21 protein-coding genes are annotated in these 26,535 nt (G+C 68.1%); 6 read left to right on the forward strand and 15 right to left on the reverse strand.

Annotated elements, in window-relative coordinates; translation table 11 throughout:
* Nucleotides 1-31: 31 nt before the first annotated feature.
* Entirely contained in the window at nucleotides 32-940 is a 909-nt protein-coding gene (locus tag AB0P21_RS08690; RefSeq protein ID WP_363694951.1) for an aminoglycoside phosphotransferase family protein, read from the forward strand.
* Here AB0P21_RS08690 and AB0P21_RS08695 read toward each other — a convergent pair.
* Nucleotides 930-4,106, reverse strand: coding sequence for a S8 family serine peptidase (locus AB0P21_RS08695; RefSeq protein ID WP_363694954.1), 3,177 nt, complete (start codon nucleotides 4,104-4,106; stop codon nucleotides 930-932). The two genes, AB0P21_RS08690 and AB0P21_RS08695, sit on opposite strands and share 11 nt — an antisense overlap.
* 160 nt (nucleotides 4,107-4,266) lie before the next feature.
* On the opposite strand from AB0P21_RS08695, the gene AB0P21_RS08700 reads away from it, so the two are divergent.
* The gene (locus tag AB0P21_RS08700; RefSeq protein ID WP_363694956.1) at nucleotides 4,267-4,791 is read left to right on the forward strand and encodes an SRPBCC family protein; all 525 of its coding nucleotides are present in this window, start codon (nucleotides 4,267-4,269) and stop codon (nucleotides 4,789-4,791) included.
* Between the two features lie 462 nt (nucleotides 4,792-5,253).
* Nucleotides 5,254-5,514, forward strand: coding sequence for a 30S ribosomal protein S20 (rpsT, locus tag AB0P21_RS08705; RefSeq protein ID WP_363694958.1), 261 nt, complete (start codon nucleotides 5,254-5,256; stop codon nucleotides 5,512-5,514).
* Between the two features lie 647 nt (nucleotides 5,515-6,161).
* Here rpsT and holA read toward each other — a convergent pair.
* The 4 genes from holA to AB0P21_RS08725 form a co-directional block, all read right to left on the reverse strand.
* Nucleotides 6,162-7,145, reverse strand: a complete 984-nt coding sequence (holA, locus tag AB0P21_RS08710) for a DNA polymerase III subunit delta (protein ID WP_363694960.1) — start codon at nucleotides 7,143-7,145, stop codon at nucleotides 6,162-6,164.
* 112 nt (nucleotides 7,146-7,257) lie between these two features.
* Nucleotides 7,258-9,687: a ComEC/Rec2 family competence protein gene (locus AB0P21_RS08715; protein ID WP_363694961.1), complete on the reverse strand. Its 2,430-nt coding sequence runs from the start codon at nucleotides 9,685-9,687 to the stop codon at nucleotides 7,258-7,260.
* Complete coding sequence (locus tag AB0P21_RS08720) at nucleotides 9,674-10,357, reverse strand: ComEA family DNA-binding protein (protein WP_363694962.1); 684 nt, start codon at nucleotides 10,355-10,357, stop codon at nucleotides 9,674-9,676. The genes AB0P21_RS08715 and AB0P21_RS08720 overlap by 14 nt, the downstream gene beginning before the upstream one ends.
* A 286-nt stretch (nucleotides 10,358-10,643) precedes the next feature.
* Nucleotides 10,644-11,486: a DegV family protein gene (locus AB0P21_RS08725; protein WP_363694963.1), complete on the reverse strand. Its 843-nt coding sequence runs from the start codon at nucleotides 11,484-11,486 to the stop codon at nucleotides 10,644-10,646.
* A gap of 52 nt (nucleotides 11,487-11,538) precedes the next feature.
* On the opposite strand from AB0P21_RS08725, the gene AB0P21_RS08730 reads away from it, so the two are divergent.
* Nucleotides 11,539-12,045, forward strand: a complete 507-nt coding sequence (locus AB0P21_RS08730; protein ID WP_363694964.1) for a pyridoxamine 5'-phosphate oxidase family protein — start codon at nucleotides 11,539-11,541, stop codon at nucleotides 12,043-12,045.
* Nucleotides 12,046-13,374: 1,329 nt separating this feature from the next.
* Here the strand turns inward: AB0P21_RS08730 and AB0P21_RS08735 are convergent.
* The 8 genes from AB0P21_RS08735 to AB0P21_RS08770 form a co-directional block, all read right to left on the reverse strand.
* Nucleotides 13,375-15,885, reverse strand: coding sequence for a helix-turn-helix domain-containing protein (locus AB0P21_RS08735; protein ID WP_363694966.1), 2,511 nt, complete (start codon nucleotides 15,883-15,885; stop codon nucleotides 13,375-13,377).
* Between the two features lie 176 nt (nucleotides 15,886-16,061).
* Nucleotides 16,062-16,268, reverse strand: a complete 207-nt coding sequence (locus AB0P21_RS08740) for a hypothetical protein (protein ID WP_363694967.1) — start codon at nucleotides 16,266-16,268, stop codon at nucleotides 16,062-16,064.
* A 96-nt stretch (nucleotides 16,269-16,364) separates the two neighbouring features.
* Nucleotides 16,365-16,784: a YjbQ family protein gene (locus tag AB0P21_RS08745; RefSeq protein ID WP_363694969.1), complete on the reverse strand. Its 420-nt coding sequence runs from the start codon at nucleotides 16,782-16,784 to the stop codon at nucleotides 16,365-16,367.
* 12 nt (nucleotides 16,785-16,796) lie between these two features.
* Entirely contained in the window at nucleotides 16,797-19,286 is a 2,490-nt protein-coding gene (gene leuS, locus AB0P21_RS08750; protein WP_363694970.1) for a leucine--tRNA ligase, read from the reverse strand.
* A 143-nt stretch (nucleotides 19,287-19,429) separates the two neighbouring features.
* Nucleotides 19,430-20,326: an AraC family transcriptional regulator gene (locus tag AB0P21_RS08755; protein WP_363694972.1), complete on the reverse strand. Its 897-nt coding sequence runs from the start codon at nucleotides 20,324-20,326 to the stop codon at nucleotides 19,430-19,432.
* Nucleotides 20,323-21,090, reverse strand: a complete 768-nt coding sequence (locus tag AB0P21_RS08760; protein WP_363694974.1) for a phytanoyl-CoA dioxygenase family protein — start codon at nucleotides 21,088-21,090, stop codon at nucleotides 20,323-20,325. The genes AB0P21_RS08755 and AB0P21_RS08760 overlap by 4 nt, the downstream gene beginning before the upstream one ends.
* 99 nt (nucleotides 21,091-21,189) lie before the next feature.
* On the reverse strand, nucleotides 21,190-21,429 hold the full coding sequence (locus AB0P21_RS08765) for a hypothetical protein (RefSeq protein ID WP_363694976.1): 240 nt from the start codon (nucleotides 21,427-21,429) through the stop codon (nucleotides 21,190-21,192).
* Nucleotides 21,430-21,448: 19 nt separating this feature from the next.
* A complete protein-coding gene (locus AB0P21_RS08770) occupies nucleotides 21,449-23,131 on the reverse strand; it encodes a sodium:solute symporter family protein (RefSeq protein ID WP_363694978.1) in 1,683 nt (560 codons plus the stop codon).
* Between the two features lie 169 nt (nucleotides 23,132-23,300).
* Between AB0P21_RS08770 and AB0P21_RS08775 the strand changes: the two genes are divergently transcribed.
* Both AB0P21_RS08775 and AB0P21_RS08780 read left to right on the forward strand, forming a co-directional pair.
* Nucleotides 23,301-24,416 carry a histidine kinase gene (locus AB0P21_RS08775; RefSeq protein WP_363694979.1) on the forward strand — a complete coding sequence of 372 codons (1,116 nt, stop codon included), beginning with the start codon at nucleotides 23,301-23,303 and terminating at the stop codon, nucleotides 24,414-24,416.
* Nucleotides 24,409-25,053, forward strand: a complete 645-nt coding sequence (locus AB0P21_RS08780) for a response regulator transcription factor (protein WP_363694980.1) — start codon at nucleotides 24,409-24,411, stop codon at nucleotides 25,051-25,053. The genes AB0P21_RS08775 and AB0P21_RS08780 overlap by 8 nt, the downstream gene beginning before the upstream one ends.
* Before the next feature lie 60 nt (nucleotides 25,054-25,113).
* Here AB0P21_RS08780 and AB0P21_RS08785 read toward each other — a convergent pair whose 3' ends face one another.
* Together AB0P21_RS08785 and AB0P21_RS08790 are read right to left on the reverse strand one after the other, a co-directional pair.
* The gene (locus AB0P21_RS08785; RefSeq protein ID WP_363694981.1) at nucleotides 25,114-26,145 is read right to left on the reverse strand and encodes an endonuclease/exonuclease/phosphatase family protein; all 1,032 of its coding nucleotides are present in this window, start codon (nucleotides 26,143-26,145) and stop codon (nucleotides 25,114-25,116) included.
* A gap of 156 nt (nucleotides 26,146-26,301) precedes the next feature.
* Nucleotides 26,302-26,481 carry a YegP family protein gene (locus tag AB0P21_RS08790; RefSeq protein ID WP_363694983.1) on the reverse strand — a complete coding sequence of 60 codons (180 nt, stop codon included), beginning with the start codon at nucleotides 26,479-26,481 and terminating at the stop codon, nucleotides 26,302-26,304.
* Nucleotides 26,482-26,535 lie beyond the last annotated feature (54 nt).

Consider the following 26,535-nt stretch of genomic DNA (forward strand, 5'->3'; position numbering starts at 1 on the left):
CAGGTGCCTCCGGCACCTACGCTCTGGAGGCATGGCACACGCAGCTGGGGTTCGTCTGCCCTACGAGCGGCTTCCCAAGTCAGTTCTCGGCTGGGTAGACCGCGCACTGGGATCGTCCGTGGTGTCGGCGGTGACCCAGCAGGGCGGCTTCTCGCCTGGTGTCGCGGCGCGGCTGGTGACCAGAACCGGCCGCCGGGCCTTCCTGAAGGCCGTCGGCTCGTCGCTGAACCCGAACAGTCCGACTCTGTTCCGCAACGAGATCGCCGCCATGCAGGGGCTGGCCGCACACTCGTCGCCGCATATCCCTTTCCTGTACGACGTGTACGACGACGGCGACTGGGTGGGGTTGCTGATGGAGGACATCGATGGGTACCTCCCGCCGCATCCGTGGCATCCGGGAGACGCGGGTCGGGTGCTCGATGCCCTGAGCGAGTTGACGGCCGCATTGCAGCCGTCACCTTGGGCGGAGGCGCCGGCGGCCGCAGTACGGAGTGAGGCTTATCTGAGCCGTTGGGAGCTGGTGATCGCCGACGGGCTCGGCGTGCCTTCCTGGATGGCTGGGCGTGAAGAGGAGTTCGCCGAGCTGGCCAGGGTCGGGCGGGCTGCGTTGGCTGAGGGCGATGGGTTGGTGCACTGGGATCTGCGGGCCGACAACATCCTGCTGACCGAGCAGCGGGTTGTGTTCGTCGACTGGGCTCATGCGGCGACCGGTGCAGCTTGGACGGACACAGTGATCCTGCACGCCGATATGCGAGGCGCAGTGGAGCTTCCCGCGTTGCCTGACGATGTGGGGATCACTGGGTTCATCGCAGCCGTCGCCGGTGGGCAGTGGTGGGGCAGCCACCAGCCGGCGCCTGCGGGGCTGCCCACCGTTCGTGCTTGGCAGCGTGAGTCAGCGCTGCTGCATCTCGACTGGTTGCGGGAGCGACTCAGCTCGTGATGCGGACCAGGGTCGTGCCGGAGCCGTCGGCGCCGTCTGTGTAGGTGAGGCGGCCCAGGTAGCGGGTGCCTGCGGTCAGGTTGGACCAGGCGGCGGTCACCGAGAGCTGCTTGGCAGTAGTGACGGCTTGGGACGCAGGGGTGGCCGTGAGGTTGCCTACCGGCTCGTTGAGTTGCCAGTGGTTGAGCTTGACGACCTGAGTGGCAGCGCCGGCGAACAGGTCGACGTACACGTCGTACGAGCCGCCTGCCGGTGCTGCGAGGTTGACCTCTTCCTCAGCTGAGCCGCCGGTGCTGCTGCCGAGCACTGCCGTAGTACCGGACTTGTAGACGAACACGTCGAGGTCTGTGCCTGCTGGGTAGTCAGCGTCGAAGGTGGAGAACCTGACGTGCTTGACCCCGGCCGGGACCTGGACCGTGTACTTCGCGACGTGGTCGTTGGCCTGAGGGTTGGTGGTCGGGAAGGAGACTCCACCGGGGTTTTTCAGGGCCGCGTCGGCAACCGTAGCCGGCGTCAGGCCACTGACGGAGGTCGCCAGCGTGCCGGTGTAACCAGAGGTGAGCGGGACCTCGGTGGAGCCGCTGGTACCGGTACCGGTGACCTCTACCGGCGCCTTGACCGTCAGCGGCCGGATCGCCAGCGTGCTGCTGACCACGTGCTTGGACGAGCGCCAGTTGAGCTTGCCGAACGCGTACTGCTCCAACGGAGCGCCGTCGTGCTGGAAGGTGACCGTGTACGACGCAGTACGGCCGGGAAGCACGACGAGAACCCTGGGCGAGACGGTGACCTTGATGCCGGTCAGGCCTTCCACCTTCGGGAAGTAGACCTCGGGGAGCTTACTGACGTTGCGCACGGTCCGCTTGACCGTCTGCCGGCCCGCCAGGTCACCGACGGCGATGGTCGGGTAGTTCAGGTCACTCGGGTCGAGCTTGCCCTTGCTGCACAGCTCGTGCGTCTGCGGGACCTGACCCGCTCCGCAGACGAACCGGGCCCAGTCGTCGTACGACGAGTCGTAGACCAGTCCCGGGTCCATCGCCTGCTTCGGCTGCATCATGCCGGCGCCGTACCCGAACGGGTTGGCGTCCGAGCCGGAGTCGTTCTTGATCGGATCGCCGGCGGTGTCGAGCGAGGTGCCGGTGGTCAGCAGCGCCGACTTGATCGCCATCGGCGACCACGTCGGGTACTTGCTTTTCAGCACCGCGGCCGCGCCTGCGATGTGCGGCGCCGCCATCGACGTACCGCTGAGGAACGCGTACTGGCCGCCGGCCGCGGCGAGTGGGCTGGTCGCGGCGAGCACGTTCGTGCCCGGTGCCATGACGTCGGGCTTGAGCAGGTCGCCGTTGCCGGCCAGCGACGGGCCGCGGCTCGACGAAGTGGCGACCTTCGGCGCGTTCACGCGGACAGGTTGGGCTGCGCCGATCTGCGCGGTGGGGTTGGCTGCGCCGGAGACATAGGCCTTGATCTCCGGGTTGGCCACCTGATCGAGGTGGACCGTGGGGACGGAGTGCAGGTCGGCATCCAGCGTGCTGGCGGTCGGGTTGACCAGGATCAGGCCGATGCCGCCGGCGTTCTTCACCTGCAGGCTCTTGTCGACCCGTGCGCTGACACCGCGGTCACAGACAACGATCTTGCCGGTCACCTTGGCCTGGTCGAGCGTGTCGGGCATGCAGAGCGCGAGGTTGGCCGGGTTCGCGCCGGGCAGGCCGGCGTCCTTGGCCAGGATCACCGGGCTGCTCGGCGTACCGGCTCCGATGCCTGCGCCGGTATAGGTCTTACCGTTGCCCAAGGTGATGGTGGTCCGGACCTCGCGGTCATGGGTGCCGTTGGCAACGGTCGTCACCCACGGATAGTTCTTGCCGACCGTGCTGACGCCGGGACCGGTGTTGCCGGCGCTGGTCGCCACGAACACGCCGGCCTTGGCTGCACGGAGGAAGGCGAGACCGGTCGCGTTGACAAAGGTCGAACCGGAGCCGGAGATCGAGTAGTTGATCACGTCGACGCCGTCCGCAACGGCCTGATCGATACCCGCCACGATGTCGGCGTCCGTGCCGGAACCGCCGCCGGAGGCGTCCTGGGCCCAGAGCACCTTATAGATCGCGAGCCTGGCGTGCGGGGCGATGCCCGAGCCCTTGCCGTAGTTGCGGCCGAGGACGCTCATCGCGACGCCGTGGTTGCCGGCCGCAGTACTGGCTGTGTGGGTGCCGTGGCCGACATAGTCGCGAGGCGACCGGAACTCGTCGGCGATCGGCTTGTCACCGACCCCCTGGTCGAAGTACCGGGCGCCGATCACCTTGTTGTTGCAGGTCACCGGGGCCTCGATGCCGACCTGGCAGGTGCCCTTCCACTTCTTGGCGATCAGGGCATCGGACTGCTTCGTCGTCTTCATCGGCGCGAAGTCGGCGCGCTCGGGCACGAAGCCGGAGTCGATCATGCCGATGATCACGCCGTCCCCGGCCTTGTCGATGCCGCCGGCCTGCTGCCAGGCGCCGCCCTTGCCGGAGAGGCCGAGATACCGGGGCGTGTCGACGGTGTCCTGGTGCTGCATCTCGCTGGGCTCGACGCTCTTCACCCCGGACGACTTGGCGAGCTTGGTGGCTTCGTCGTACGACATGCGGGCGGAGAAGCCTGCGTAGGTATAGCTGTAGTCGTAGAGCTTCTTGGCGGCCGGTACTGCTGCGAGGAGGTTGCTGCGCTCGTTGGTCAAGTGCTGCAGGTACGACGTGACCTGGGTGGCGCCGGTGAGCAGCTTGCCGCCGGGCAGCGCGCGGGTGGCTGGTAGTCCGGCGATGTCGCCGTCGTACTCCGCTACCGGGGAGTCGTCGAGCTGGACGAGGTAGGCGCCAGTGGTGGACTCCTTGACCGGGCTGCTGGCCTGCGTGTCTGCGGCTGTCTCCGTGTCTGAAGCTGCCTGCGTCTCCGCGGCTGCATGCATCTCCGCGGCTGTCTGCGTTTCCGCGGCGAGGCTCGTTGCCGGGGAGGCTGGCTCCGAGGCCGAGCTCGTCGGGACAGCAGTCGCCGCCGCGGAGCTCATCGGGGAGGTTGTCACCGTGGCGGGGCTCGTCGCCGGGGAGGCTGCGGTGGCGTGAGCAGCGGCTGCGATCGCGAGGGCGGCGGCAGCCGTCGAGGCCATCAGCAAGCGGGCACGACGACGGGCGGGAACAGGCACGGGAGTCCTTTAGGCAGGCGGAAGCACGGCCGCCGGCACCACCCCCGTGCGGTGTATCGGCGTCACTGAAGGGCCCGAGTATGCCCGCGCCCCACCGCGATGTCACGCTCTGTCGGTACCGTGTCACGCGGAATTGCCCGTCACCGCAAGGGAACCCGACATGCCGGACTTCAGCGAGTCGATCACCATCGCCGCCCCACCCGCCGACGTCTACGCCCAAGTCAGCGACCTCTCCCGAATGGGCGAGTGGAGCCCCGAATGCACCCGGGTCACCTGGACCTCACCAGGCCCACCAGCGCTCGGCTCCCGCTTCATCGGCCACAACCGAGCCGGCGCGATCCGATGGTTCACCCAGGGCGAGGTAGTCGAGGCCGTACCCGGCGAGCGATTCTCCTTCCGAATCCGCTTCGGCCCGGTCCCAATAGCCCTATGGACCTACACCTTCACCACCCCAGTCACCGAGGACGCTGCCAGCGGCGGTGCTTCTGCCAGCCGCGCTGCTGATGGCGGCGGTACTACTGGCAGCGATGGGGACTGTTTGGTCACCGAGTCGTGGACCGATCACCGCCCGGCCGCGCTACGGACCGCCTTCGGCTGGATCTTCGGCGACCGAGCCAAACGCAACCAGTACGGAATCCACAAAACCCTCGCCAACCTGAAAACCAGCCTGGAATTACCCACCTAGCCAGGCAGACCCCCGCGCGCCCCGCCCAACCCCGCGGCCCCCGCCTACCCCGCCCCGCCCAACTCCGCACGCCTCGCCCAACCCCGAACCCCAACCCTCACGCGCCCCGCCGAACCCGCGCATTCCGCCGCCCCCGCACCCAACCCCGCACGCCCGCCTAACCCCCGCATGCCCCGCCTAACCCCCGCATGCTTCGCCTAACCCCGCGCAACCCCCGCATGCTTCACCTAACCCCGTACGCCCCGCTCAACCCCGCGCTCCACCGCCCCGCCCCGCACCTGCACTCCGAGCGGAACCGACAGATCCTCCCGCGGTTCACCCAGACCACCGAGCCAGGCTCGGTTTGGTGCAGACGGCGCCTTGTTGCTAATCTGTTTCATCGCGCGTGTGCGTTGGTAGTCACCCGTGCACGGCACCACTCTTTCCTGTACTGATCCCAAAACTGATCGAGGCTCTGCATCCGTGGCGAACATCAAGTCCCAGATCAAGCGCAACCGCCAGAACGAGGCGGCGCGGCTTCGCAACAAGTCTGTGAAGTCGACCCTGAAGACGGCCGTTCGCCGGTTCCGCGAGGCTGCTGACAACGGCGACGCCGAGAAGGCCGCCGAGCAGGCCCGCGTGGCCGCCCGTCTCCTGGACAAGGCAGCCAGCAAGGGCGTCATCCACGCCAACCAGGCTGCGAACCGGAAGTCGTCCATCTTCAAGAAGGCCGCTTCCCTCTGAACCACGCCTAACGATCGGCCTCCTCACCACCGGACCGAGGCCGATCGTTTTTGCGCGCCCGCACAAGCTTGCGTACCGATAAGTGCTTGCGTTCCGCGCGGGCCCGTGCGTGCTCGCGGATGCGTGCTAACTACCCGGCGGCACCATACGTGCTCGCGGACGCGTGCTAACAGCCACGAGACTGCTGATAACGCTCCGCCGGTGATTCGTCCGTCTGATCTGCCAACGGTCGACCCCGCCGCTCTTAGCCAACGCCCACGGGATAGCCGCAACAGCGCACCCGCCCATCTCTTGCCCAACGGTCGCCTCCCCCCAGCTCGTACCCGCCGACCACACGATCGTCGCAACGGCGTACGGGCCCGCAGTTGCCGGCAACCGTTCCGCGCAAGCCGTACGCGACGGCCGACAGTGCCCCAGCGCCGTCACCTGCCAACTCCCGCTTCTCACCGGTGGTGAGCCGCCCTGCCGGTCGTTTGCCGACCGCAGACGAGGTACTTTGGCGCCGTGAATTGTCGTCTTGTGCCTATCACCGTCGGTCCCGACGGCGTGATCGTGCGAGCTGGCTTCAGTTGGCCTCTCGCACCTGAGGGAATCAGCGGCTGTGCGGGCTGAGCCAGCCGGCTCCGGCCGAAGCGTGCAGCCGCGGGTCAGCGGCGGCCGTGGGCGCGGCTTACTGTCATCACCATGCGTTCCAGCGCGTAGCCGGCGTCGCCTGAGGCGCCTTTGACGTCGGCGTCTGCTTGGGCGACTGCCTTGATCGCGGTGGCGAGGCCGCCTGCGGTCCAGCCGCGTGCCTGCTGTTTGAGGGTCTTCAACTTCCATGGCGGTACACCGACCTCGCGCGCCAGGTCGGCTTCGCGCAAACCGGTCGGCGCGCTGGTGTACTTCGCCAGCCCGCGGAGGCCGCCTGCCATCGCGCTTGTCACCAGCACCGCGGCGACGCCGCAGTCGAGCGCCCAGCGCAGCTGCTCGAGCGCGGGCTCGGTACGGCCGGCGATTGCGGCGTCTGCCACTGCGAAACTCGTGACCTCGGCGCGACCGCCGAAGTACTGGCCGATCAGTTCGGGGCTGACGGGTTGACCGTCGGAGTCCGAGACCAGCTGGGAACACGCGCCGGCCAGCGCTCGCAGGTCGTGTCCGACCGCATCCACCAAGGCGGTGGCGGCCCGCTCGTCGATGCTGCCGCCGAGCAACCTGATCTCGCCGAGGACGAACTGCGGCAGCTCCCAGGTCTTCGGCGCGGTTGCGACCACCTCGTTGACCGAGGCCTTCCGCAGCTTGTCGAGAACGCCCTTGCCCTTCTGCCCACCGGAGTGGACCAGGATGACGAGCACGTCCTCCGACGTCGCACCGGCGTACTCGAGCAGGTGCGGGACCATCTCCGCGGGGAGGTTCTCCAGAGTGCGGAGCACCATCACCCGTTCGGCCGCGAACAGCGATGGTCCGGTCAGCTCGGCGAACACCCCGACATCCAGGTCGGCGCCACCGAGCTCGGTCACCTCGATCTGCGCACCGCCCTTGGAGACAGCCGCGATCGCAGACCGAACAGCCCGGTCGGCGAGAAACGCCTCCGGACCGGTAATGAGCAGGACGTCGCCGAGCTTCGGCGCAGAGTTCTTTCGAGCAGCCATAACGACGGCCAGCATGCCATGTCGCACCGACAATCCCCACCGGCACACCCACAACGATCCCGCTGCCTTCCCGACTTCCTCCCGCCAGCCATCAGGGACGGCACACCGGTCGTCAGGGGCGAGGGCCGCTGGTGGTCAGGACGAGTCGGTTGTCAGGGGTTTGCAGGGCGATCGAGCCAGAGGTATCGGTGCGGGCGATCTTCATGCCTTGGTGGTGGAGGAGGTCGAGAGTGCGCGGTGCCGGGTGACCGTAGTCGTTGTTGAGACCTGCGGAGATGACGGCGAGTCTCGCCTTCGTCGCGGCGATGAACTTGGGGTCCTGCCGGCCGGAACCGTGATGCGGAACCTTCAGGACATCGGCCCTGAGATCGGCGCCGGTGGCGAGGATGGCTCGCTGGGATTCAGGCTCCAGATCACCGGTGAGCAGCAGCCGGAGGCCGGAGACCTCGGTCATCATGGCGATGCTGGCGTTGTTCTCGGGCGAGCCTTCGTCCGAGCTGGGCGTGGACGAACCACCGGCGAGCGCGGGCACCCTGGCCGGCCACAACGAAGTCCAGGCCACCGGCCCGACCGTGCGCTTCTCTGCGTAGCTCACTGTCCGAACAGGGATCCCATGTCGAGCTGCCAACTCCAGGACACGCCTGTACTCGGCTGGTGGGGAGGAGTACGGCGTCACCTCGATCTCGCCGACCGTCCTTCCGCTCAGTACTCCCGCCAGCCCGCCGGCATGGTCGGCGTGGAAGTGAGTGAGCACGACGACAGGCACGTACTTGACGTCGAGCTCACGCAGGCAGCGATCGATGGCTGCCGGGTCCGGCCCCGTGTCGACGACAACCGCAGTACCGCGGCCTGCGTGCAGGGCCAACCCATCACCTTGGCCGACATCGCAGGCCACCATCAGCCAGTCTGCGGGTGGCCAACCCGGCGAGCGGACCGGACGCAGTACGACGACCGCCAGCAGGACGACGGCGAGCAGCATCGCGATCGGGCGCGCGAGGATCTGATGCAGTCCGAGCACCAGCGCGATACAGAGCACAGTCAGGACGACGATGCCGACGACGGTGACCGGCCAGTCACTCGAGGCACCAGGCAGGTCGGCGCCGCGCTCAGCGACGAGGATGATCCATCGAGCCGGCCAGCCTGCCGACCAGCCGACGAGCCGCGCCAGATCTGCACTCAGCAAGGCGACCCCTGCCGCACCGAAGCCGAGAATCGTCGCCGGTCCCACCGCCGGACCGGCCAGCAGGTTTGCCGCGACGGCGACCATCGAGACCTGCCCTGACAGCCAGGCGACTATCGGAGTACAGGCGATCTGCGCGGCCAGCGGGCAGGCGACCGCCTCCGCCAGGCGGATCGGCATCCAACGCGCCAGTGCATCACGCCAGCCCGGCCCGAACAAGACGATGCCCGCGGTCGCGAGCACGGACAATGCGAACCCGGCGGATCTCGCGAGCGACGTATCCACCAACAGCAACGCGATCACCGCGACCGACAGACTCCGCACCGCCCGCCGTGCTCCGGCGGCGCTCGTTATCGCAGCCAAGGCGACCAGCCCCATCACGGCTGCTCTGAGCACACTGGGCTGCGGCCGTGCCAGCACCACGAACACGACGACCATGACGAGCCCGACCGCGGTCAGTCCGCGGGCACGCACCCCGAGAAGTCGAGCGAGCGGAAGCACGAACGCCAACAGCAACGTGAGGTTCGTGCCGGACACTGCCGACAGATGCGTGAGGCCGGTCGTCTGGAAGTCCTCCGCCAGTTGAGGTGGCAGACCCGATTCATCACCCATCACCAAAGCCGGCACCAAGCCGCGCACCGACTCCGGCTCATCAGCAACCGACTGCCTTAGCCCAGCACGAACCCGCTCAGCCGCCCGCAACCACCACGCAGGCTCATCGAGCACATGCGGAGCCACTCGCGACGACAACATCGCAGCGACATCGCCACCCTTGTCGACCGGTTGAAGTCGCCCAGTCGCCTCCACATGCTGCCCGAACCTCACCTCCTTCCACTGCATCGCCCCAATTACCAACACCGGCGTACGAACCCGCGTCGCCGCTCCCCTGCCAACCACTTCCTCCACCGTCGCCCGCACCACCACGTACGGCGGCCGCCGACTTCCCTCACTACTCCGAACAGCCGGATCCCCCGTCACTTTCAGCCGAACCTTCACCGCGGCCCCCGACCCGGCCAAGTCCATCACCGGCCCGGCCTGAAGCCGCTCCAGCTGTAACCCAGCGGCCAGCGCCATCCCCGCCACCACAACGCCGATCCCAACCCCGGTCACCAGCACCGAAGGCATTCGCACGAAGCCCCAACGACCCAGACCTCCCCGCGCTCCCCGACCCGCCCACCGCAGCCGGAATGTCAGCAAAGTGAGGGCCAGTAGAACGGCTACCCCACCGGCGACCCAGAGCGCGGTTGATGCGCTGGTGGCCAGGAGCACGGCAGCGGTCAGCCAGCCTGCGCCTGCCGGGGCGAGCAGCCGTAGATCGGTGGGGTGCTTCTGCCCGCCGTTCTCGGCGTCAGACCCGGACATGGGGCTTCAGTGATTCGAACTTCTTGGGGCCTACTCCGGGGACCTCCTGCAATTCGTCGGTGCTGGTGAATCGGCCGTGCTCGTTACGCCAGTCGAGGATTCGCTGGGCTAGGACCGGTCCTACGCCTGGCAGGCCGTCTAGCTGGGCGAGCGTGGCGGTGTTGAGGTCGATCGGCGTTGCGGTGGAGGTGCCCGGTGTACCGGTCGAGCCTGCGGTGGGCGCGCCAGTGGTCGGTGGGGCTGGAGGCACTAGCGCTGGGATTCCTACGACGATCTGTTCGCCGTCGGTGACTGGGCGGGCGAGGTTGAGCGTTGTCAGGTCGACGCCGGGAAGTGCTCCGCCCGCCGCTTCCAGTACGTCGGCGACGCGGGAGCCGGCCGGCGTACGGACCAGGCCGGGGTTTCGGACCTTCCCGGCCACGTGGACGACAACCGTCGCCGGCTTCCCGGTCGTCCCGGCGGAGGCGGTACCCGTGCCCGGGCCCGTAGCCGTCCCCAGGCCCGAGTCTGGGCCAGTGCTTGGGCCAGGTGGGGCGGTACCGGACGGAGGCGTGGCTACCGGCGAGCCTGAGGTCAGGGTGCTGGGGGTGTTGGGGATCGGCTCGGGGCTGGTGCGCAGGAGGGTAAAAGCAGCCCAGATCAGGCCGGCGAGCAGGACTAGGGCGAGCACGACCACATGACGTGGTGACAAGGTCCATAGCGATCCCTTCAAGCGATCGGGCAGGGCGGTGGGCGATGGTGTCCAGCCGCCTCTGACTTCTTCGGGAGGTTCGGTGGGGGCTTCCTGGGGGTCGGGTCGGGGACTCGCGGCGTGGAGTCGGGCGAGGGCTTGCCGACGGGCTTCCGGGTCCGGTGGTGGGGGTCGGCGGGAGCTTCACGCCAGGGAAGTTACGAGTCTTTCCGGTGATCGGCGGATCGACTTGTCAGCCTGGGGACAACCGGGTGAATCAGGCCGATCAGCGCGGAGCGATGACTACGGCGAGCATTCCCGGGCCGACGTGGGCGCCGATCACGGCGCCGACCTCGCGGAGGACGACCTCGTCTGCCTGCGGGAGGCGTTCGGCCAGGCCGTCGGCGAGGGTGTGGGCCTTGTCGAGGTTGGCCAGGTGATGGACCGCGACCTCGCAGGGACCGTCGCCGGCCCGCTGTACGGCGATGTCGGCCAGGCGGGCGATCGCGCGGCTCGAGGTACGGACCTTCTCCAGCGGGACGATCCGGCCGCCGCTGATGGTGAGCAGCGGCTTGACTGCGAGCGCAGTACCGAGGAGTGCTTGGGCTGCGCCGATTCGGCCGCCGCGGCGGAGGTACTCCAGGGTGTCGACGTAGAAATAGGACGAGACGGCTGCCATCCGGGCACGGGCTGCTGCCTCGACGTCGGCTTGGTCAGCGCCGCCTGCGGCTGCGACCGCTGCGGCGAGGACGGGGAAGCCCAGTCCCATGCCGAGCGAGCGTGAATCGACGACGCGCACCGGGATCGGCGACTCCTTGGCGCCGATCATGGCGGCCTCGAACGTTCCCGACATGTCTCCGGACAGGTGGATCGAGACGATGGATTCGGCCCCGGCGGCGGCGCATTCGGCGTACGTGTCGGCAAACGACTGCGGAGCCGGCCGACTGGTCGAGACCGGCGTGAAGGTCTTGAGCGCCTCGGCGACCGCGTCCGAACTGGTCGAGCCGTCGTCGTACGACGTCCCGCCGATCACCACCTGCAGCGGTACGACGGTCAGCGGGAGCCGGAGCACCTCGTGCGCCGACAGACCCGCGGTGGAGTCGGTGACGACGTGCACGCGGGCTGACATGCAGTGAGGTTACCGGACAGTTTTCGTCGGCGCCTGGTGTCAGACTCGGTGAATGAAGGAGACCCGGGAGGAAATCGAGGAACTCCAGCGGCTGCTCGAGGGGGCGTACGAGCGGTCCACGGAGCATTTGCGGGACATCATCTCCGACGAGCGCCGGCTGACGGCGGCGGAGTTGGTGCAGGTGCTGCAGGGCATGTGCACGCTCAACCTGGCGACTGTCACTGCGGGTGGCGAGCCGCGGATCAGTGCTGTCGACGGGCACTTCCTCCATGCTCGGTGGGTGTTCACGACGTCGGGGCAGGCGGCCAAGGCGCGGCAGTTGAAGGCCAGACCGGCGGCGAGCGTTTCGTACGTCGATGGTGAGCGGCTCGGGGTCTTCAGTCACGGTCAGGTGGAGTTTCTCACCGGCGAGCACCCGGATTTTGCTGAGATCGAGGCGCATTTGGTTGCTCACTACGGCAGTTCGCCGTCGACCTGGGCCGAGGAGATCGTCTACTGCCGGCTCCAACCGCACTGGATGGTCGGCTATGCGCACGACAAGAGCGCGGTACTGCGCTGAGCTGGCGCCGCGGCGAGGTGGAGGGACCATCCCCTGTGTGGTCCTCCACCTCGCCGATAGAGCTGACTCCCCCTCGGTGTCAGCTCACTTGGCTGGTGTCCTGAGTCGGAAGTTGGTGCTTCAGCTCCGGTGGTCAGGTGCGTGCATCGCGGTGCTGGACGAGCGTCCTCGATGCGGAGCATCGTGGATGCTTGGCCAGTGCCGCGAGGCGCGTGCCTGGGCGCCGGAGATGTGCACGAACTTTCGACTCAGGACACCCGGTACCGGCTGGTGCGGTGAGCCGTCCCCTGTTCGTCTCACCACAAGAGTCCCCCCGGGGAGCCCCAGCGGTCGACCCACCGGTGGGTGACCAAACCCGCCGGCTTTCCCGTATCGACCGGACCGGCACTCGTCCCCTGTGTCGTGTGCCTGGTCACTGCTGGGACCCCGCCCCGGGTCACGTGCCCTGACGGTGCACGGCCCCCGGTGTGAGGTAGGACAGGGCCGCACGAACCAGCACTCCGGAGATCTCGACAGCCGTACGGCGCCCCCACCGCCCGGCCGTCGGATGCCCTCCGCGTCGCCTGCTCCGGATTCGAAGTGCTCCCCAGCAGGGTGGTGGGCCAGGATCTGGTTGTCATGGTCACCACCGCTTTCTCTGCTCGTTGGCTCGAAGCCGGTCTCGGATCTCTGGTTCGTGGAACCTGTCTTACGGGGGTAATTCTTGTTCTGGGGGGTGGTGGGGGGCGAGGCAGAAGGACCGGCAGTTGTCCGGCAGCTTCTGGGGGGTGGCGTCACGAAATTGGTGGTGGGTCGTCGGGGGTGGGTTGGGCGGGGGCTGGGGTGGTGGTGGGTGGCTGGTGGAGGCGGGCGCCGGGAGTTGGATAGGGCGCTGGTTGCGTGGGAGACACGGCTGTTGGCTGACTGTTTGCCGGGGGGTGAGGGGGTGCGGGCTGCCATGGGCGCTGGCGCGCAGGCACGTTGTTGGCGCGGTGCAGTGCAGGGGGGTGGGTGCCGGGCCTGGGGAGGCGGGCGCCGGGGGTTGGGTAGCACGCTGGTTGCGTGGGAGACACGGCTGTTGGCTGACCGTTGCCGGGGGCTGGCGGCGTGCCGCAGCCCGAAAGCCGGCGCCGCGGGTGCGCTGGCGGCGGGCATGCCTACGGTGTGGGCACGCCGCGGTGGAGCGTAGGCGCAGGCGGGTGCGCGCAAGGGCGGGGTGCGCAGAGTGGTGATGCCGGCCAGGTCGCGGCGGTAGGCGTCGCAACGCGCACGGTGCGGGTCCGCGCAACGCGCACGGTGCGGGTCCGCGCAACGCGCGGTGCGGGTGCGCGCAAGACGCGCGGTGCGGGGTTAGGCGAGGGCGGCTAGTACTGCGTCGGCCATTTGGCCGACTGCTTCTGCTGGGTTGGGGTGGGGCCAGCCTTCGGCGGCCGTGGCGCGGCTGCAGGACTCCTGGAGGACTGACCAGGCGGTCGGCAGCATGGGCGGGTCCATGGTGCGTTGCCATGAGAGCAGTTGCCCACACAGGGCGTCAGCTTGGTCGTGGTGGTTGAGGGCGTGCAGGACGGCTACGGCTTCTGGCATGACGTCCAGGAGGTAGACGACTCGGCCCTCGACGAGTAGGCGGCTGACGGCGTCGCGGATGGCGGCTCGGGCTTGTTCCAGGTCTCCCGTACGCCGGGCCAAGCGGCTTCGGTACAGCATCACCAAGTAGTCGAAGTAGCCGCGATGTCCGCGGATGTCCGCGTCGGCCTCGTCGATCAGTGTCTGCGCCAGATCGAAATGCCCGGCCTGGAACTCGACCATCGCCAGGCAGCCGGCGACCTTCGTGCGTTCCGGGTCGTCGGAGGCTTGGCTGCCACGGGCGAGCTCGGCCCAGCGGCGGGCCTCGTCGAGGTTGCCCAGCTCCAGGTCGATCCGGCTTAGTGCCATGTACGCCGTGTCGTCGGGGTGCACGCCAGGGGTGGCCAGCGCGGCTTCCCAGGCGAGTAGCAGCTCCTTGGCCTCTGGGAGGCGTCCCCAGCGGGCAAGCGCGAGTCCGCAGATCGCCTGGACTGTCGCGGAGCGCTGCACGTCGCCATGCGAGCGGGCGTCCGTCACCAGCGCCGGGATCTCGGCCAGGCTCTGGGTGTCGAGCAGTAGCGAGCCGGAAGACACCCAGCCGCCGCGAGCCATCAGGCCCATCTCGGAGGAAGGCGAGATCAGCGTCCGCGCCTCGCCGTAGTACCGGCGGGCTGCTCGGACGTCGCCGGTCAGGTTGGAGAGCCGTCCGGCGATGGCCAGCAGTCTGCCGCTGACCTCCTTGTCCTGGACGTTCTCAGCACACAGGCTGGCCCACTGGATCCCGCTCTCGGCCACGCTCGCCTGGTACTGCCAGGCGATCCGGAACCCGAGCACGATCGCGGCGGCCGTGTCCCACTGCTTCAGTGACGTCGCCTGCTCCAGCGCGACCTCGAAGGTCGCCGAGTTCGCATTGGCCGCCCGATAGCGCTGCTCACGATCGGGACTCGACCAGGCCCCGTCCAGACCCTCCACGTACGTCGAGCCCCAGGTGACCGTGCGGTCCTTGAACTCGACCAGGTCATCCCCCTGCGACGACAACCCCGCGTAGGCGTGCTCGCGGATCGTCTCGAGCATCTTGTACCGCGCGCCGTACAGCTGCTCGAACTCCATCACCGGCTGCAGCAGCGACTTGTCGACCAGCTCGGCCAGCAGCATCGGCACGTCCAGCGGGTCGATCGGCTCACCCGTGCAGACCCCGACCACCGCGTCCAAGGTGAACGGCGACCCGAGCATCGAGGCCCGGTACAGCAACTGCCGCGCAGGATCCGACAAAGCGTCGACGCTCCACGCGATCGTGTCGGCCAGCGTCCGCTGGTGCGGAGCCCCGAAGCGCCGCGGCCCCGACAGCAGCCTGAACCGGTCGTCCAGAGCCGCCAGGATCGTGTCGACCGACAGCGATCCCGCCCGAGCGGCCGCAAGCTCCAGCGCCAACGGCAACCCGTCCAACCGCTGGCAGAGCCGGGCCACCGTTGCCGCGTTCTCAGCGGTCAACGCAAAGTCTGGCCGGACCCGAGCCGCCCGCCGGCAGAACATCTCCACCGCAGGCGACGCGGCGATCTCCTCGAGATCCTTGTCATTGCCCGGTACGCCGAGCACCTGCACTCGCCGCACCACCTCGTCCGGCAACCCCAGCGGGATCCGCGAGGTGACCAGTACGCCGATCCCCGGGAAGCTGCGAACCATCCGGTTGGCCACCGTCGCGACCCCGTCGAGCACATGCTCGGCGTTGTCCTCCACGATCACCAGGTCGCCCGGCTTCCGCCCGGACAACACATCGTCGAGGTCCGAAGTACCAGGAGCGGTGCCGAACGCATCAAGAATCGCCGACGGTACTGCGGCATCGCGCTGCACCGTCGTGAGGTCGACGACCACCACCGCGGTGTCCACCGACGAGACGCGGTCCGCGGCGGCCAGCGCGAGCTCGGTCTTGCCGACCCCGCCCGGGCCGACCAGCGTGACGAGCCGGTTCTGCCGCAGCAGCTTCTCGATCTCCTCCAACTCGGCGTCACGCCCGACGAGCCCGTCCGGGATCGGCCTGGTCCCTCGCCAGCGCAATCCGGTCGGAGCCGGGTCGGCCATGGCGATCACGGGTCGCACGCTCGCGTGACCGGCGGCAGCCAGGAAGCGGCCGGCGTCACCGTCACGCAGTCCGAGACCCTCTGCCAGCAACCGGACGGAGTCCTTGCGCGGCCGCGCAACCCGGCCAGCTTCGAGCTCGCGGATGGTCCTCACGCTGAGCCCGGCCTGGTCGGCCAGCTCCTCCTGCGACAGTCCTGCCTGGACCCTCAAGTCGAGCAAGAGATCGGCAAAACCACGCCGTCCCTCAGCCCGGCCATCCGCGTCCGACAAAGCCCGTCACCCCTTCAGAGCCTCACAGTCCCCCGCACAACATAGCGTGACAGGGGTGTCGGGCCCGAACGCACCCGGTGACCACACTTCGGGGCGCTGCGCGGGACAAGCGATTGATTGCCGCGTCAGGCGCTGACGCGCACCGAACTCGCTTCATCGACCGGGGCGTAAAGCGAGAGCACGCCGGACCATTCCTCGATCCGCGCACTGGTGACCGCCCGGCCCGAATCCGCATTCAGCAGACTGCGGTCACAAATACCTCTGGTCGCGTGGACCAGGAACTCGGTACCGACCGCGAGCCAGTGCTCACGCAGGTTCTCCAGGGCCGCCATGCCGAGTATTCAAGCGGAGACGTGTTTCGCATACGTAACGCATTCGGCAACATCGCGATAAGTCACGAACAATCCGCGAGTCACTTGAAAAAGCAGCTAACTCGGCAACCAGGAAAGCCGCACCTGCCGTTGCGGATTGTCCACATTGGTGTCAACCAGGCAGATCGACTGCCAGGTCCCCAACGCGAGCCGCGCCCCGATCACCGGGATCGACGCGTACGGCGGGATCAGCGCGGGCAGCACGTGATCGCGGCCGTGGCCCGGGGTGCCGTGCCGGTGCTGCCAGCGGAAGTCGCGTGGCAGCAACTCCTCGAGCACGGCCAGCAGGTCGGTGTCACTCCCCGCGCCGGTCTCCAGGATCGCGATCCCGGCGGTCGCGTGCGGCACGAACACGTGCAGCAGTCCGTCACCTTGGGCCTGGTGGGCCTGAGCGGTGACGAACTGCTCGCACTTGCTCGTCAGATCGAAGACGACCTCGCAGCCGCCCGTCCCGACGTCGATCAGCTCTGAACGCATCCGTGCAGCGTGTCAGGCAGGGACGATGTTGACCAGCTTCGGCGCGCGGACGATCACCTTGCGGGTACCCCGGCCGTCCAGCGCCTTCTGCACGGCCTCGGACGCCAGCGCCAGTTGCTCCAGCTCGGCATCGGTGATGTCGGGCGAAACCTCCAGCCGGTCCTTCACCTTGCCGGCGATCTGCACGATCGCGATCACCGAGTCCTCGACCAGCAGCGCCGGGTCGACCTTCGGCCAGCCCGCCTTGGCGACCGTGGGCTCGTGGCCCAGGTTCTCCCACATGTCCTCGGCCGTGTACGGCGCGACCAGGCTCAGCAGGATCGCCACCGTCTCGGCCGCCTCGCGGACCGCCGGGTCAGCGGCGCCCGGGCCGGAGTCGATCGCCTTGCGGGTGATGTTCACCAGCTCCATCGTGCGGGCGATCATCACGTTGAACCGGTACGAGTCGATCAGCTCGGACGCGTCGGCCACCGTCTTGTGGGTCGCCTTGCGCAGCGCCAGGTCACCGGTGGAGAAGTCCACCCCGACCGGCGACTCGACCGAACCGGCCAGCCGCCAGGCGCGCTGCAGGAACCGGGCCGAGCCACCGGGCGACAGGTCGGCCCAGTCGATGTCGTCGTCCGGCGGACCGGCGAAGACCATCGTCAGCCGGATCGCGTCGACCCCGAAGGCGTCCAGCTGGTCGCCCAGGTTCACCCCGTTGCCCAGCGACTTGCTCATCGACTTGCCCTCGTTGATCACCTGGCCCTGGTTCATCAGCCGGGTGAAGGGTTCGGTCGCGTTCAGCAGCCCCATGTCGTGCAGCGCCTTGGTGAAGAAGCGCGCGTACAGCAGGTGCAGTACGGCGTGCTCCTTGCCCCCGACGTACTGGTACGTCGGCATCCAGCGGTCCACCGCGGCCCGGTCGAACGGCCCCTCGGTGAAGTCCGGCGAGATGTAGCGCAGGTAGTACCAGGACGAGTCGACGAAGGTGTCCATCGTGTCGGTGTCCCGCTCGGCGGCGCCACCGCACTTCGGGCAGGCCACCTCGACCCAGTCGCGCGCCGAAGCCAGCGGCGAGACGCCCTTGGGAGCCAGCGCCTCACCCCGCAGGTCGGGCAGCTCGACTGGCAGCTGGTCGTCCGGCACCGGTACTTCGCCGCAGTCGGGACAGTGGATCATCGGGATCGGCGCTCCCCAGTAACGCTGCCGGCTCAGCAGCCAGTCGCGCAGCCGGAAGTTGATCGTCCGCTCGCCCAGCCCCTTGTCCTCCAGCCAGTCGATCATCGTCGACTTGGCCTCGGCGACACCCAGCCCGTCCAGGCTGATCTCGGCGTTGGCGCTGTTGATCGCCGGCCCGTCGCCGGTGAACGCCTTGCCGTCGAACCCCTCGTCCGGCTGGACGGTCCGGACGATCGGCAGGCCGAACTTCTCGGCGAACTCCCAGTCGCGCGAGTCCTGGCCGGGCACGGCCATGATCGCGCCGGTGCCGTAGTCGGACAGCACGTAGTCGGCGGCCCAGACCGGGATCCGCTCACCGGTCACCGGGTTGGTCGCGTAGGCGCCCAGGAAGACACCGGTCTTCTCCCGGTCGGTGCTCAGCCGCTCGATCTCGGTCGACGCCTTGACCGCCTTCAGGTACTCGTCGAAGGCCTCCTGCTGCTCCGGCGTGACCAAGTCGGCGGCCAGCTTGGAGTCCGGCGCGACCACCAGGAAGGTGGCCCCGAACAGCGTGTCCGGCCGGGTGGTGAAGACCTTGATCGGCTCCTCGTGACCTTCGACCACGAAGCCGGTGAAGGCGCCCTCGGAGCGGCCGATCCAGTTCCGCTGCTGCAGCAGGATCTCCTCCGGCCACTCCAGCTGGTCCATGTCGTCCAGCAGCCGCTGGGCGTAGTCGGTGGTCTTGAAGTACCACTGGGTCAGCTCGCGCTTGGTCACCTCGAAGCCGCAGCGCTCGCAGCGGCCCTGGACGACCTGCTCGTTGGCCAGCACGGTCTGGTCGTTCGGGCACCAGTTCACGTACGACGCCTTGCGGTAGGCCAGCCCGCGCTCGTAGAACCGCAGGAACAGCCACTGCGTCCAGCGGTAGTACTCCGGGTCGGAGGTGTGCAGCCGGCGCGACCAGTCGAAGCTCAGCGCGTACCGGCGGATCGACTCGGCCTGGGTCTCGATGTTGGCGTAGGTGTAGGTCGCCGGGTGCTCGTTGCGCTTGATCGCCGCGTTCTCGGCGGGCAGCCCGAAGGAGTCCCAGCCGATCGGGTTCAGCACGTCGTACCCCTGCTGGAACCAGTACCGCGACAGCACGTCGTGCAGCGCGAACACCTCGCCGTGCCCCATGTGCAGGTCGCCGGACGGGTAGGAGAACATCGTCAGCGCGTACCGGCGCTCGGCCGAGCCGTCGTCCTTCGCCTTGAACGGGTCGAGCTTCTCCCAGACCGGCCGCCACTTGGCCTGCATGGCGTTGAAGTCGTAGCCGCCGCGATCGATCGCGTCGTCCGCCTCGTGCTCCACCTGGTCGCTCACCGTCGTACTCCTGCGTTCTCATATGCCCGGAAATGAAAAAACCCCTCACACAGGGAGGGGACGCCGTAGTGGTCAGCGCTCAGAAGGCGCCCAGTACGGCTAGCTAAGGAGAAGGCTCACTCGCATAGCACCAGGTTAGCGCATCAGCCGAACGACGTCCCGCCGGTTCTCCGAAACTCCCCCGGGGTCCGGCCGTAGTGCCGCTTGAAGGCGGTGGAGAACGGCCGCACGTCGGAGTACCCACAGGCGTGAGCGATCTGGGTGATGCTGCGCGAGGGCTCCAGCAGCAACTGTGCGGCCAACTCCAACCGGAGCCACCGCAGGGTCGCCATCATCGAGGCGCCCACCGCCTGACGGAAGAGCCGCTCCGCATGCCGTTCCGACAGATGTACTGCGGCCGCCACCTCCCGCACGGTCACCGGCCGAGCCAGGTTGTCCAGCAGGTGCCGCTGCATCGCTTCCACTACTACTGGGCCTCGATCCCGCGCCACGGGCTCCACCGACAGATCCGACGGCAGCGCGAAGGCCCGGGCGGTGTCGAGCACCAGTGCGGCCCCTAGAGCCGACACTGCCTCGCCGTAGCCGGATCGCGGCTCCGCTGCCTCACCGGCCAACGCTGCAACAACACCAGGCAGCCCACCCAGCTCACGCGAGAGCACCGGCCCGTCAGAGCGAGTCAGCCCCGACCACCAGCCAGTACCGGCGACACCCACGACCGGGCGAAAAGTGAAACCCCAGAAGGCGATCCCGAGCGGCGCCGCTCGGCTCGACTCGATCTCGTGCACATCCCCCGGCCGGGCCAGGAACACGTCGCCGGCGGCAACGTCGTACTCCGCCGGGCCGCAGTTGAACCGACCCTCCCCCGAGTACGCCAGACAGACCTCGTGGAACGAGTGGGTGTGCGAGTAGTTCCGCCAGTACTCCGGCCGGTAGTGCCCCCAGCTGACGAAGTCGGCCCGGAATCCGCCGACCTCGCAGGACTCGAGCAAGCCCGCGAGGTCGACGAACCGGTCCGCCGTCGCCAAAGCCGGGAGGCTCAAATACTGCTCCTGCCGGTCGGGTCGATACCGCGCAGGATCATGCCCTGGCCCAGCGAGTGCTCGTGGGTGCGGACGGTCGGCGGGTCGGACGGGTCGCGGTACTGGACCAGCCAGGTGGTGCGTGGCTCACTGCTGACGTTCACACCCGAGCCGTGCACGGTCAGGTAGGTGAAGAACAGCACGTCGCCTGCCTCGGCCGGCTGCGGTACCGCGTCCTCGAACGGCACGTCGGGCAGGTGGAACGAGCCCTCCGGGTCGTGTTCGCGCGGCCCGGCGTGATGGCTGCCCGGGATCACCCGCACGCAGCCCTTCTCCTCGGGGGCGTCGTCGAAGTGGAAGATCGCGGCGCCGACCCGGTGGTACTTGTGCGGGAAGAACGGGTAGTCCTGGTGCAGCGGGAACGGCGAACCGTTCTCCGGCGGCTTCACGAACAGCTTCGTGTGGTGCAGCTGGACGTCCTCCACCCCCATCACCGCGGCGGCCACATCGGTGAAGCGCGGGTCCACCAGCAGCTTCGAGAAGGCCGCGTCGTAGAACTGCGCGTCGTGCAGGTGCTGGAGCCGGGTCTTGGCGTCCGACATCCCCATCGCGGACTGCCAGGTCGGGTCGTCGTCGCGGTTCAGCCGGGCCAGCAGCGCATGGCTGGTCTCCCGGTACGCCGCTGCTTCTGCCTTGCTGAGCAGGCCTTTCACCAGCACGAAACCCTGCTCGGCGTACTGCGCGGCGAGCGCCGGCAGCTCCGCTCGATGCTGCGTGATCGTCATCTCGGATCCCTCCTGATCGGGTACCTCCGAGCCTAGGAACAACGGCGCCCGAGCAGCAGGATCTGCCCGGACGCCGATGTTCGTCAAACGGACACGCAGTCAGTCGGTGGGCTCCGCGGCGACCACGATCGGGCGCAGCCGGGCCCACAAGGTGAACAGGGCGGCGAAGGCGAGCATGCCGATCCCACCCCACAGGTTGATGTTCAGACCGTCGGCCTTGGCCACCTCGGCCGGGTCGGCGATCAGACCGAGGATCGTCAGCACCGCGCCGTAGATCCCGATCAGCAGCGCGATCACCACCCGGATGTCGAACGCGCCGGCTTTCTTCTTCTCTGCCATCTCGTTTACTCCTTCCGGGTCAGGCGAAGATGATGTTGAGGACGACGACCATACCCAGCGCGATACCGGCCAGCACGGTCGGCTTGCGGTACCAGCCGTGGTCGCCCTCCTCGGCCACCTCGGTCCGGTCCTCCTTGAGGGTCAGCGAGTAGACCAGGCCCTTGAGTTCCTCGTCCGACTTCGGTCTGGTCGCCATACTCACGACGATGCTGACCAGGATGTCGACCACGAAGGCCGCGCCGGCGCCGACGAAGCTGGCGCCCTGGCCCGGCAGGTCGATCGTGCCGGTCTCGGACAGGACGAAGACCAGGATCGCGGTCGACGTGCCGCTGACCAGGCCGACCCAGCCGGCCGTCGCCGTCATCCGCTTCCAGAACATACCGAGGATGAAGGTGGCGAACAGCGGCGCGTTGAAGAACGAGAACAGCTGTTGCAGGTAGTCCATCAGGTTGCTGTAGCCGGAGGCGATCGCCGCCGTGCCGATCGCGACGATGGTGCCGCCGACGGTCGCCCAGCGCCCGAGGCGCAGGTAGAACGCGTCGTCGCGGTCCTTGATGACGTAGCGCTCCATCAGGTCGTAGGTGAAGACCGTGTTGAAGGAGCTGAGGTTCGCCGCCATACCGGCCATGAAGGAGGCCAGCAGACCGGTGATCGCGAGCCCGAGCATGCCGTTCGGCAACAGGTCGCGCATCAGCAGCAGCAACGCGTCGTTGTAGGTCACCGACCCGTTGCCGGTCTCCTTCAGTTGCTGCAACTCCGGCACCGCGACCGCCGCGATCATGCCGGGGATGATGACGATGAACGGGATGAACATCTTCGGGAAAGACCCGATGATCGGGGTCCGCCGGGCCGCCGACATGTTCTTGCTGGCCATCGCCCGCTGGACCTCGACGAAGTTCGTCGTCCAGTAGCCGAACGACAGCACGAAGCCGAGGCCGAAGACCAGCCCGATCACCGACAGGAAGTCCGAACCGAAACCGCTCAGTTCGTTGCCGGGCCAGGCGTGCAACTGCTCGGCGCCACCCTTCGGCGACGCGGAGATCTTGTCCACCAGCCCCTGCCAGCCGCCGACCTTGTGCAGACCGATAATGGTCAGCGGCAGCAGCGCCGCCACGATCACGAAGAACTGCAGCACCTCGTTGTAGATCGCGGCCGACAGCCCGCCGAGGGTGATGTAGCTGAGCACGATGATCGCGGCCAGGATGGTGGACAGCCAGATCGGCCAGCCGAGCAGCACGTTGACGATGGTGGCCAGCAGGAACAGGTTGACACCGGCGATCAGCACCTGGGCCACGGCGAAACTGATCGCATTCACCAGATGCGCCGGTTTGCCGAACCGCCGGAGCATGAACTCCGGCACGCTGCGGACCTTGGAGCCGTAGTAGAACGGCATCATCACGACGCCGAGGAACAGCATCGCCGGGATCGCGCCGATCCAGAAGTAGTGCACGGTCGGCATCCCGTACTGCGCGCCGTTGGCCGACATGCCCATGATCTCGATCGCGCCGAGGTTGGCCGAGATGAAGGCCAGCCCGGTCACCCAGGCCGGCAGCGACCGGCCGGAGAGGAAGAAGTCCAGGCTGTTCGAGACCGCGCGTTTGGCGAGGTAGCCGATGCCGAGGACGAAGGAGAAGTACAACGCGATGATGATGTAGTCGATCGCTGTGGCATCCAGCCGCAGGATCGATTCTTGCGCTAGCACAAGCCGGCCTCCGCATCGTCGATATGACGCTTAGTGACGCTACCGGTGAGGAACGTTACTCTTCCTCGCCGACAGAACCGCACCCGGCCGCGCCGGGCGGACTGTCTCCATCCCGATCTCCATCCCAGGATGGACTGAAACGTCGGCCCCGTCTCCTAACCTCGGGCAGGTGAACACGAAGGCGATCTTCGGGGAGACCGGGTGGCTCGGCCGGGCGATGACCTCGTCCGTGGCGATCGGGGTCCTGGCGACTTCGCGTCCGTCTGAGCAGTGGGTCTGGGCCGTCCTCGGAGCGGGTCTGCTCACCTTCCTCGCCGGTACCGCGTTGATGACGCTGCGCCCGACCTGGGCCGTCGGCCTGCTCGCCTATGCCGCGATCAGCTCGGCGTTCGTCACCGGTGTACCGAAGTCCAACGCGCTGGTGGTGGTCCTGATCGCGATCACCGACATCGCGGTCATGGCGCACCCCTGGCGGAACCGGCCGATCATCGTCGTCGGCGTCGCTTGCACGTTCGCCTATGCCCTGTCCGGTTGGCATTGGGATCGCCCCGCTTCCTGGTTCTTCACCGAGCTGATGTGGACCGGGATCCTGGTCGCCTTCGGGCTCAACCGCCGCCAGTACGAGGTGCAGGCGCGGCAGACGGCGCAGTTGCTGGAGCAGACCCAGCTCGCTCAGCAGGAGCACGCCCGCGCCGCCGCGCTGGACGAACGCGGCCGGATCGCACGCGAGCTGCACGACGTACTGGCCCACTCGCTCGGGGCCCTCTCGGTGCAGCTCGAGGTCGCCGAGGGACTGCTTGCCGATCGCAACGACACGGCGGGTGCTCTCGATCGGGTACGCCGGTCGCGCAAGCTGGCCGTGCAGGGATTGGTGGAGGCCCGCAGCGCGGTCGCCGCGTTGCGTACGGACGAAGTACCGGCGTTGCCCGAGGCACTCGCCGCGATGGCGGAGCAGCACGAGAAGGATCATCAGACGGAGGTGACGATGACGAACTCCGGTACGCCGCGGCCGATCGCCTCGGGGATCACCGTCGCGTTGCTCGGGGCCGCTCGGGAGGCGTTGACCAATGCCGGCAAGCATGCGTCCGGGCAGGCTGTCGAGGTACGGCTCGATTACCGCAAGGGGGTCAGATTGATGGTTCGCACACCAGGCACCACCGACTCGATCGGCCAGGGCTTCGGATTGACCGGCATGCGGGAGCGGCTCGCCCTGGTCGGTGGCAAGCTGGAGGCCGGACCGGACGGCGACGGCTGGCTGGTCGTTGCGGAGGTGGCGGATGCCTGACAGTCCAGTACGAGTGGTGGTCGCGGATGATCAGCAGGTCGTGCGCGAAGGCCTGGTGGCGCTGCTCGGGTTGATCGCCGGGGTCGAGGTGGTCGGCTCGGCGGGCAACGGCGCCGAGGCCGTCGAGCTCGTTGCTGGCGGCAACGTCGACGTCGTGCTGATGGACCTGCGGATGCCGGTGCTGGACGGAATCCAGGCGACCGCGCGGATCACCACGGAGTACCCCGGGGTCGCCGTGCTGGTGCTGACGACGTATGCCGACGACGAGTCGATCGCCCTCGCGCTGCGGGCCGGGGCGCGTGGCTACCTGACCAAGGACGCGGGCCGGGTGGAGATCGGCGCGGCTCTGCATGCGACTGCGGCCGGGCAGTCGACGTTCGATCCGGAGGTGTCCCGCAAGCTGATCGCGGGGCTGCCGTCGATACCGGCGCCACGCACCGACGGGCTGACCGCGCGGGAGAGCGAAGTACTGCAGCTGATCGCGCGCGGGCTGAGCAACGCCGAGATCGCCGCGTCGCTGTTCATCGGGGAGACGACGGTGAAGACGCACATCAACAACACGTTCGCGAAGATCGGCGCCCGGCATCGCGCCGAGGCCGTCCGGTACGCCTACCGGCACGGCCTCGCCGCGCCCTAGACCTTCAGCCCCTCAGACCTGCAGACCCTGCGGACCTCAGGCCTGCAGACCTTGCGGACCTCAGATCCGCAGCTCGGCGACGACCGGACGGTGGTCGCTGCCGGTCGACTCCATCACCCAGGCCTTGGTCGGGGTGACGCCGCGAACCATGATGTGGTCGATCCGGGCCATCGGGAAGCTGGCCGGCCAGGTGAAGCCGAAGCCGTGGCCGGCCGCCCCCTGGGCCGACCGCAGACCGAAGGTGAGCGGCGCCAGACTGCGGTCGTTCGCCGTACCGTTGAAGTCGCCCATCACGATCACGCCGGCCAGTTTCTCCTGCGCGATCTGCTCGCCGAGCTGCTTGATCGTGTCGTTGCGCTGGTTCGAGGTGAAGCCGCTGGTGCCGATCCGGACCGACGCGAGGTGCGCGACGTACACCGCGACCTTGCCCTCCGGCGTGGCTACCTCGGCCCGCAGCGCGCGGGTCCACTTGAAGCCGACGTCGACCGACTCACTCTCCTCGACCTGGTACTTCGACCAGAGCGCGACGGTGCCGCGGGTGACCATGTACGGGTAGGTCGCCGCGAGCTCGGCCTTGTAGACCTTAAGGTCGCCCGAAGTGAGCTCCTCTAGCGCGACGATGTCCGCGTCGGCGGTGAGCAGGTCCCGCGCGGTCCGTTGCGGATCCTTGTTGGCCGCGTCGACGTTGTGCGACAGCACCCGCAGGTCGTACGGGCCACCACTCTTGCCCGGGATGACCAGGTTGCCGTACATCACGCCCCAGATGATCGTCGGGACCAGCAGCGCCATCCCCGCGGTCGCCGATCGGCGAACCACGGCCGCGACGATCAGCACCGGAATGGCGACGCCGACCCAGGGCAGGAAGGTGTCCAGCAGGCTGCCGAGGTTGCCGAACGAGTTCGGCACGTGCCGGTGGAACAGCAACGGCAGCGCGGTCAGGATCGCCAGCACCGCGATGAACCAGCCACGGCGCCACTTACCGCCCTTGCGATCGCGGCGTGCGGCGGCCCGCCCGGAACTCGACCCGGTGGCCGGCTTACGGCGGCCGGTCCCGGACTTGCGGCGGTTGGGCAGTGTCTGGCGGTCGGACATGGTCTGATTCTTGCCCACGCCGGGTCCGGACCAAAGCCGGGTCGACCCTGATCATCCCGACGGCGGACCCATTTCATCCGTTGGTACCACCGCGGTGGTCCGAACGGACGGCTCCAGACCTGTTGCTCCAGGCAACAGATCTGGAGCCGCGCCGGGTCAGCTCTGGTCGTCGACGACCGCGTCGGCGGCGTTCTTCTTCACCGACGCGACGCCGTTCAGCGCCGAATCCTTGCTCTTGTACCCCTCAGAACTCGCGATGATCTGCCCGTTCGGCGCCTTCAGCCGAAACCGGTACTCACCCCGCCCGTCCTTGTAGACCTCGAACTTGGCCGCCACGATCCACCCTCCTGGTGCGTCAGGTCGTCCTACCCCTGCTGTATCTGTCCAGAA

Source organism: Kribbella sp. NPDC056861, from assembly GCF_040687575.1.
Lineage (GTDB): Bacteria > Actinomycetota > Actinomycetes > Propionibacteriales > Kribbellaceae > Kribbella.

Excerpts from the sequence above, each read along its gene's own strand:
- AB0P21_RS08690 (WP_363694951.1), top strand. The coding sequence starts at position 32 with ATGGCACACGCAGCTGGGGTTCGTCTGCCCTACGAGCGGCTTCCCAAG.
- AB0P21_RS08700 (WP_363694956.1), top strand. The coding sequence starts at position 4,267 with ATGCCGGACTTCAGCGAGTCGATCACCATCGCCGCCCCACCCGCCGAC.
- holA (WP_363694960.1), bottom strand. The coding sequence starts at position 7,145 with ATGGCTGCTCGAAAGAACTCTGCGCCGAAGCTCGGCGACGTCCTGCTC.
- AB0P21_RS08715 (WP_363694961.1), bottom strand. The coding sequence starts at position 9,687 with ATGTCCGGGTCTGACGCCGAGAACGGCGGGCAGAAGCACCCCACCGAT.
- AB0P21_RS08725 (WP_363694963.1), bottom strand. The coding sequence starts at position 11,486 with ATGTCAGCCCGCGTGCACGTCGTCACCGACTCCACCGCGGGTCTGTCG.
- AB0P21_RS08730 (WP_363694964.1), top strand. The coding sequence starts at position 11,539 with ATGAAGGAGACCCGGGAGGAAATCGAGGAACTCCAGCGGCTGCTCGAG.
- AB0P21_RS08740 (WP_363694967.1), bottom strand. The coding sequence starts at position 16,268 with ATGGCGGCCCTGGAGAACCTGCGTGAGCACTGGCTCGCGGTCGGTACC.
- AB0P21_RS08745 (WP_363694969.1), bottom strand. The coding sequence starts at position 16,784 with ATGCGTTCAGAGCTGATCGACGTCGGGACGGGCGGCTGCGAGGTCGTC.
- AB0P21_RS08760 (WP_363694974.1), bottom strand. The coding sequence starts at position 21,090 with ATGACGATCACGCAGCATCGAGCGGAGCTGCCGGCGCTCGCCGCGCAG.
- AB0P21_RS08765 (WP_363694976.1), bottom strand. The coding sequence starts at position 21,429 with ATGGCAGAGAAGAAGAAAGCCGGCGCGTTCGACATCCGGGTGGTGATC.
- AB0P21_RS08780 (WP_363694980.1), top strand. The coding sequence starts at position 24,409 with ATGCCTGACAGTCCAGTACGAGTGGTGGTCGCGGATGATCAGCAGGTC.
- AB0P21_RS08785 (WP_363694981.1), bottom strand. The coding sequence starts at position 26,145 with ATGTCCGACCGCCAGACACTGCCCAACCGCCGCAAGTCCGGGACCGGC.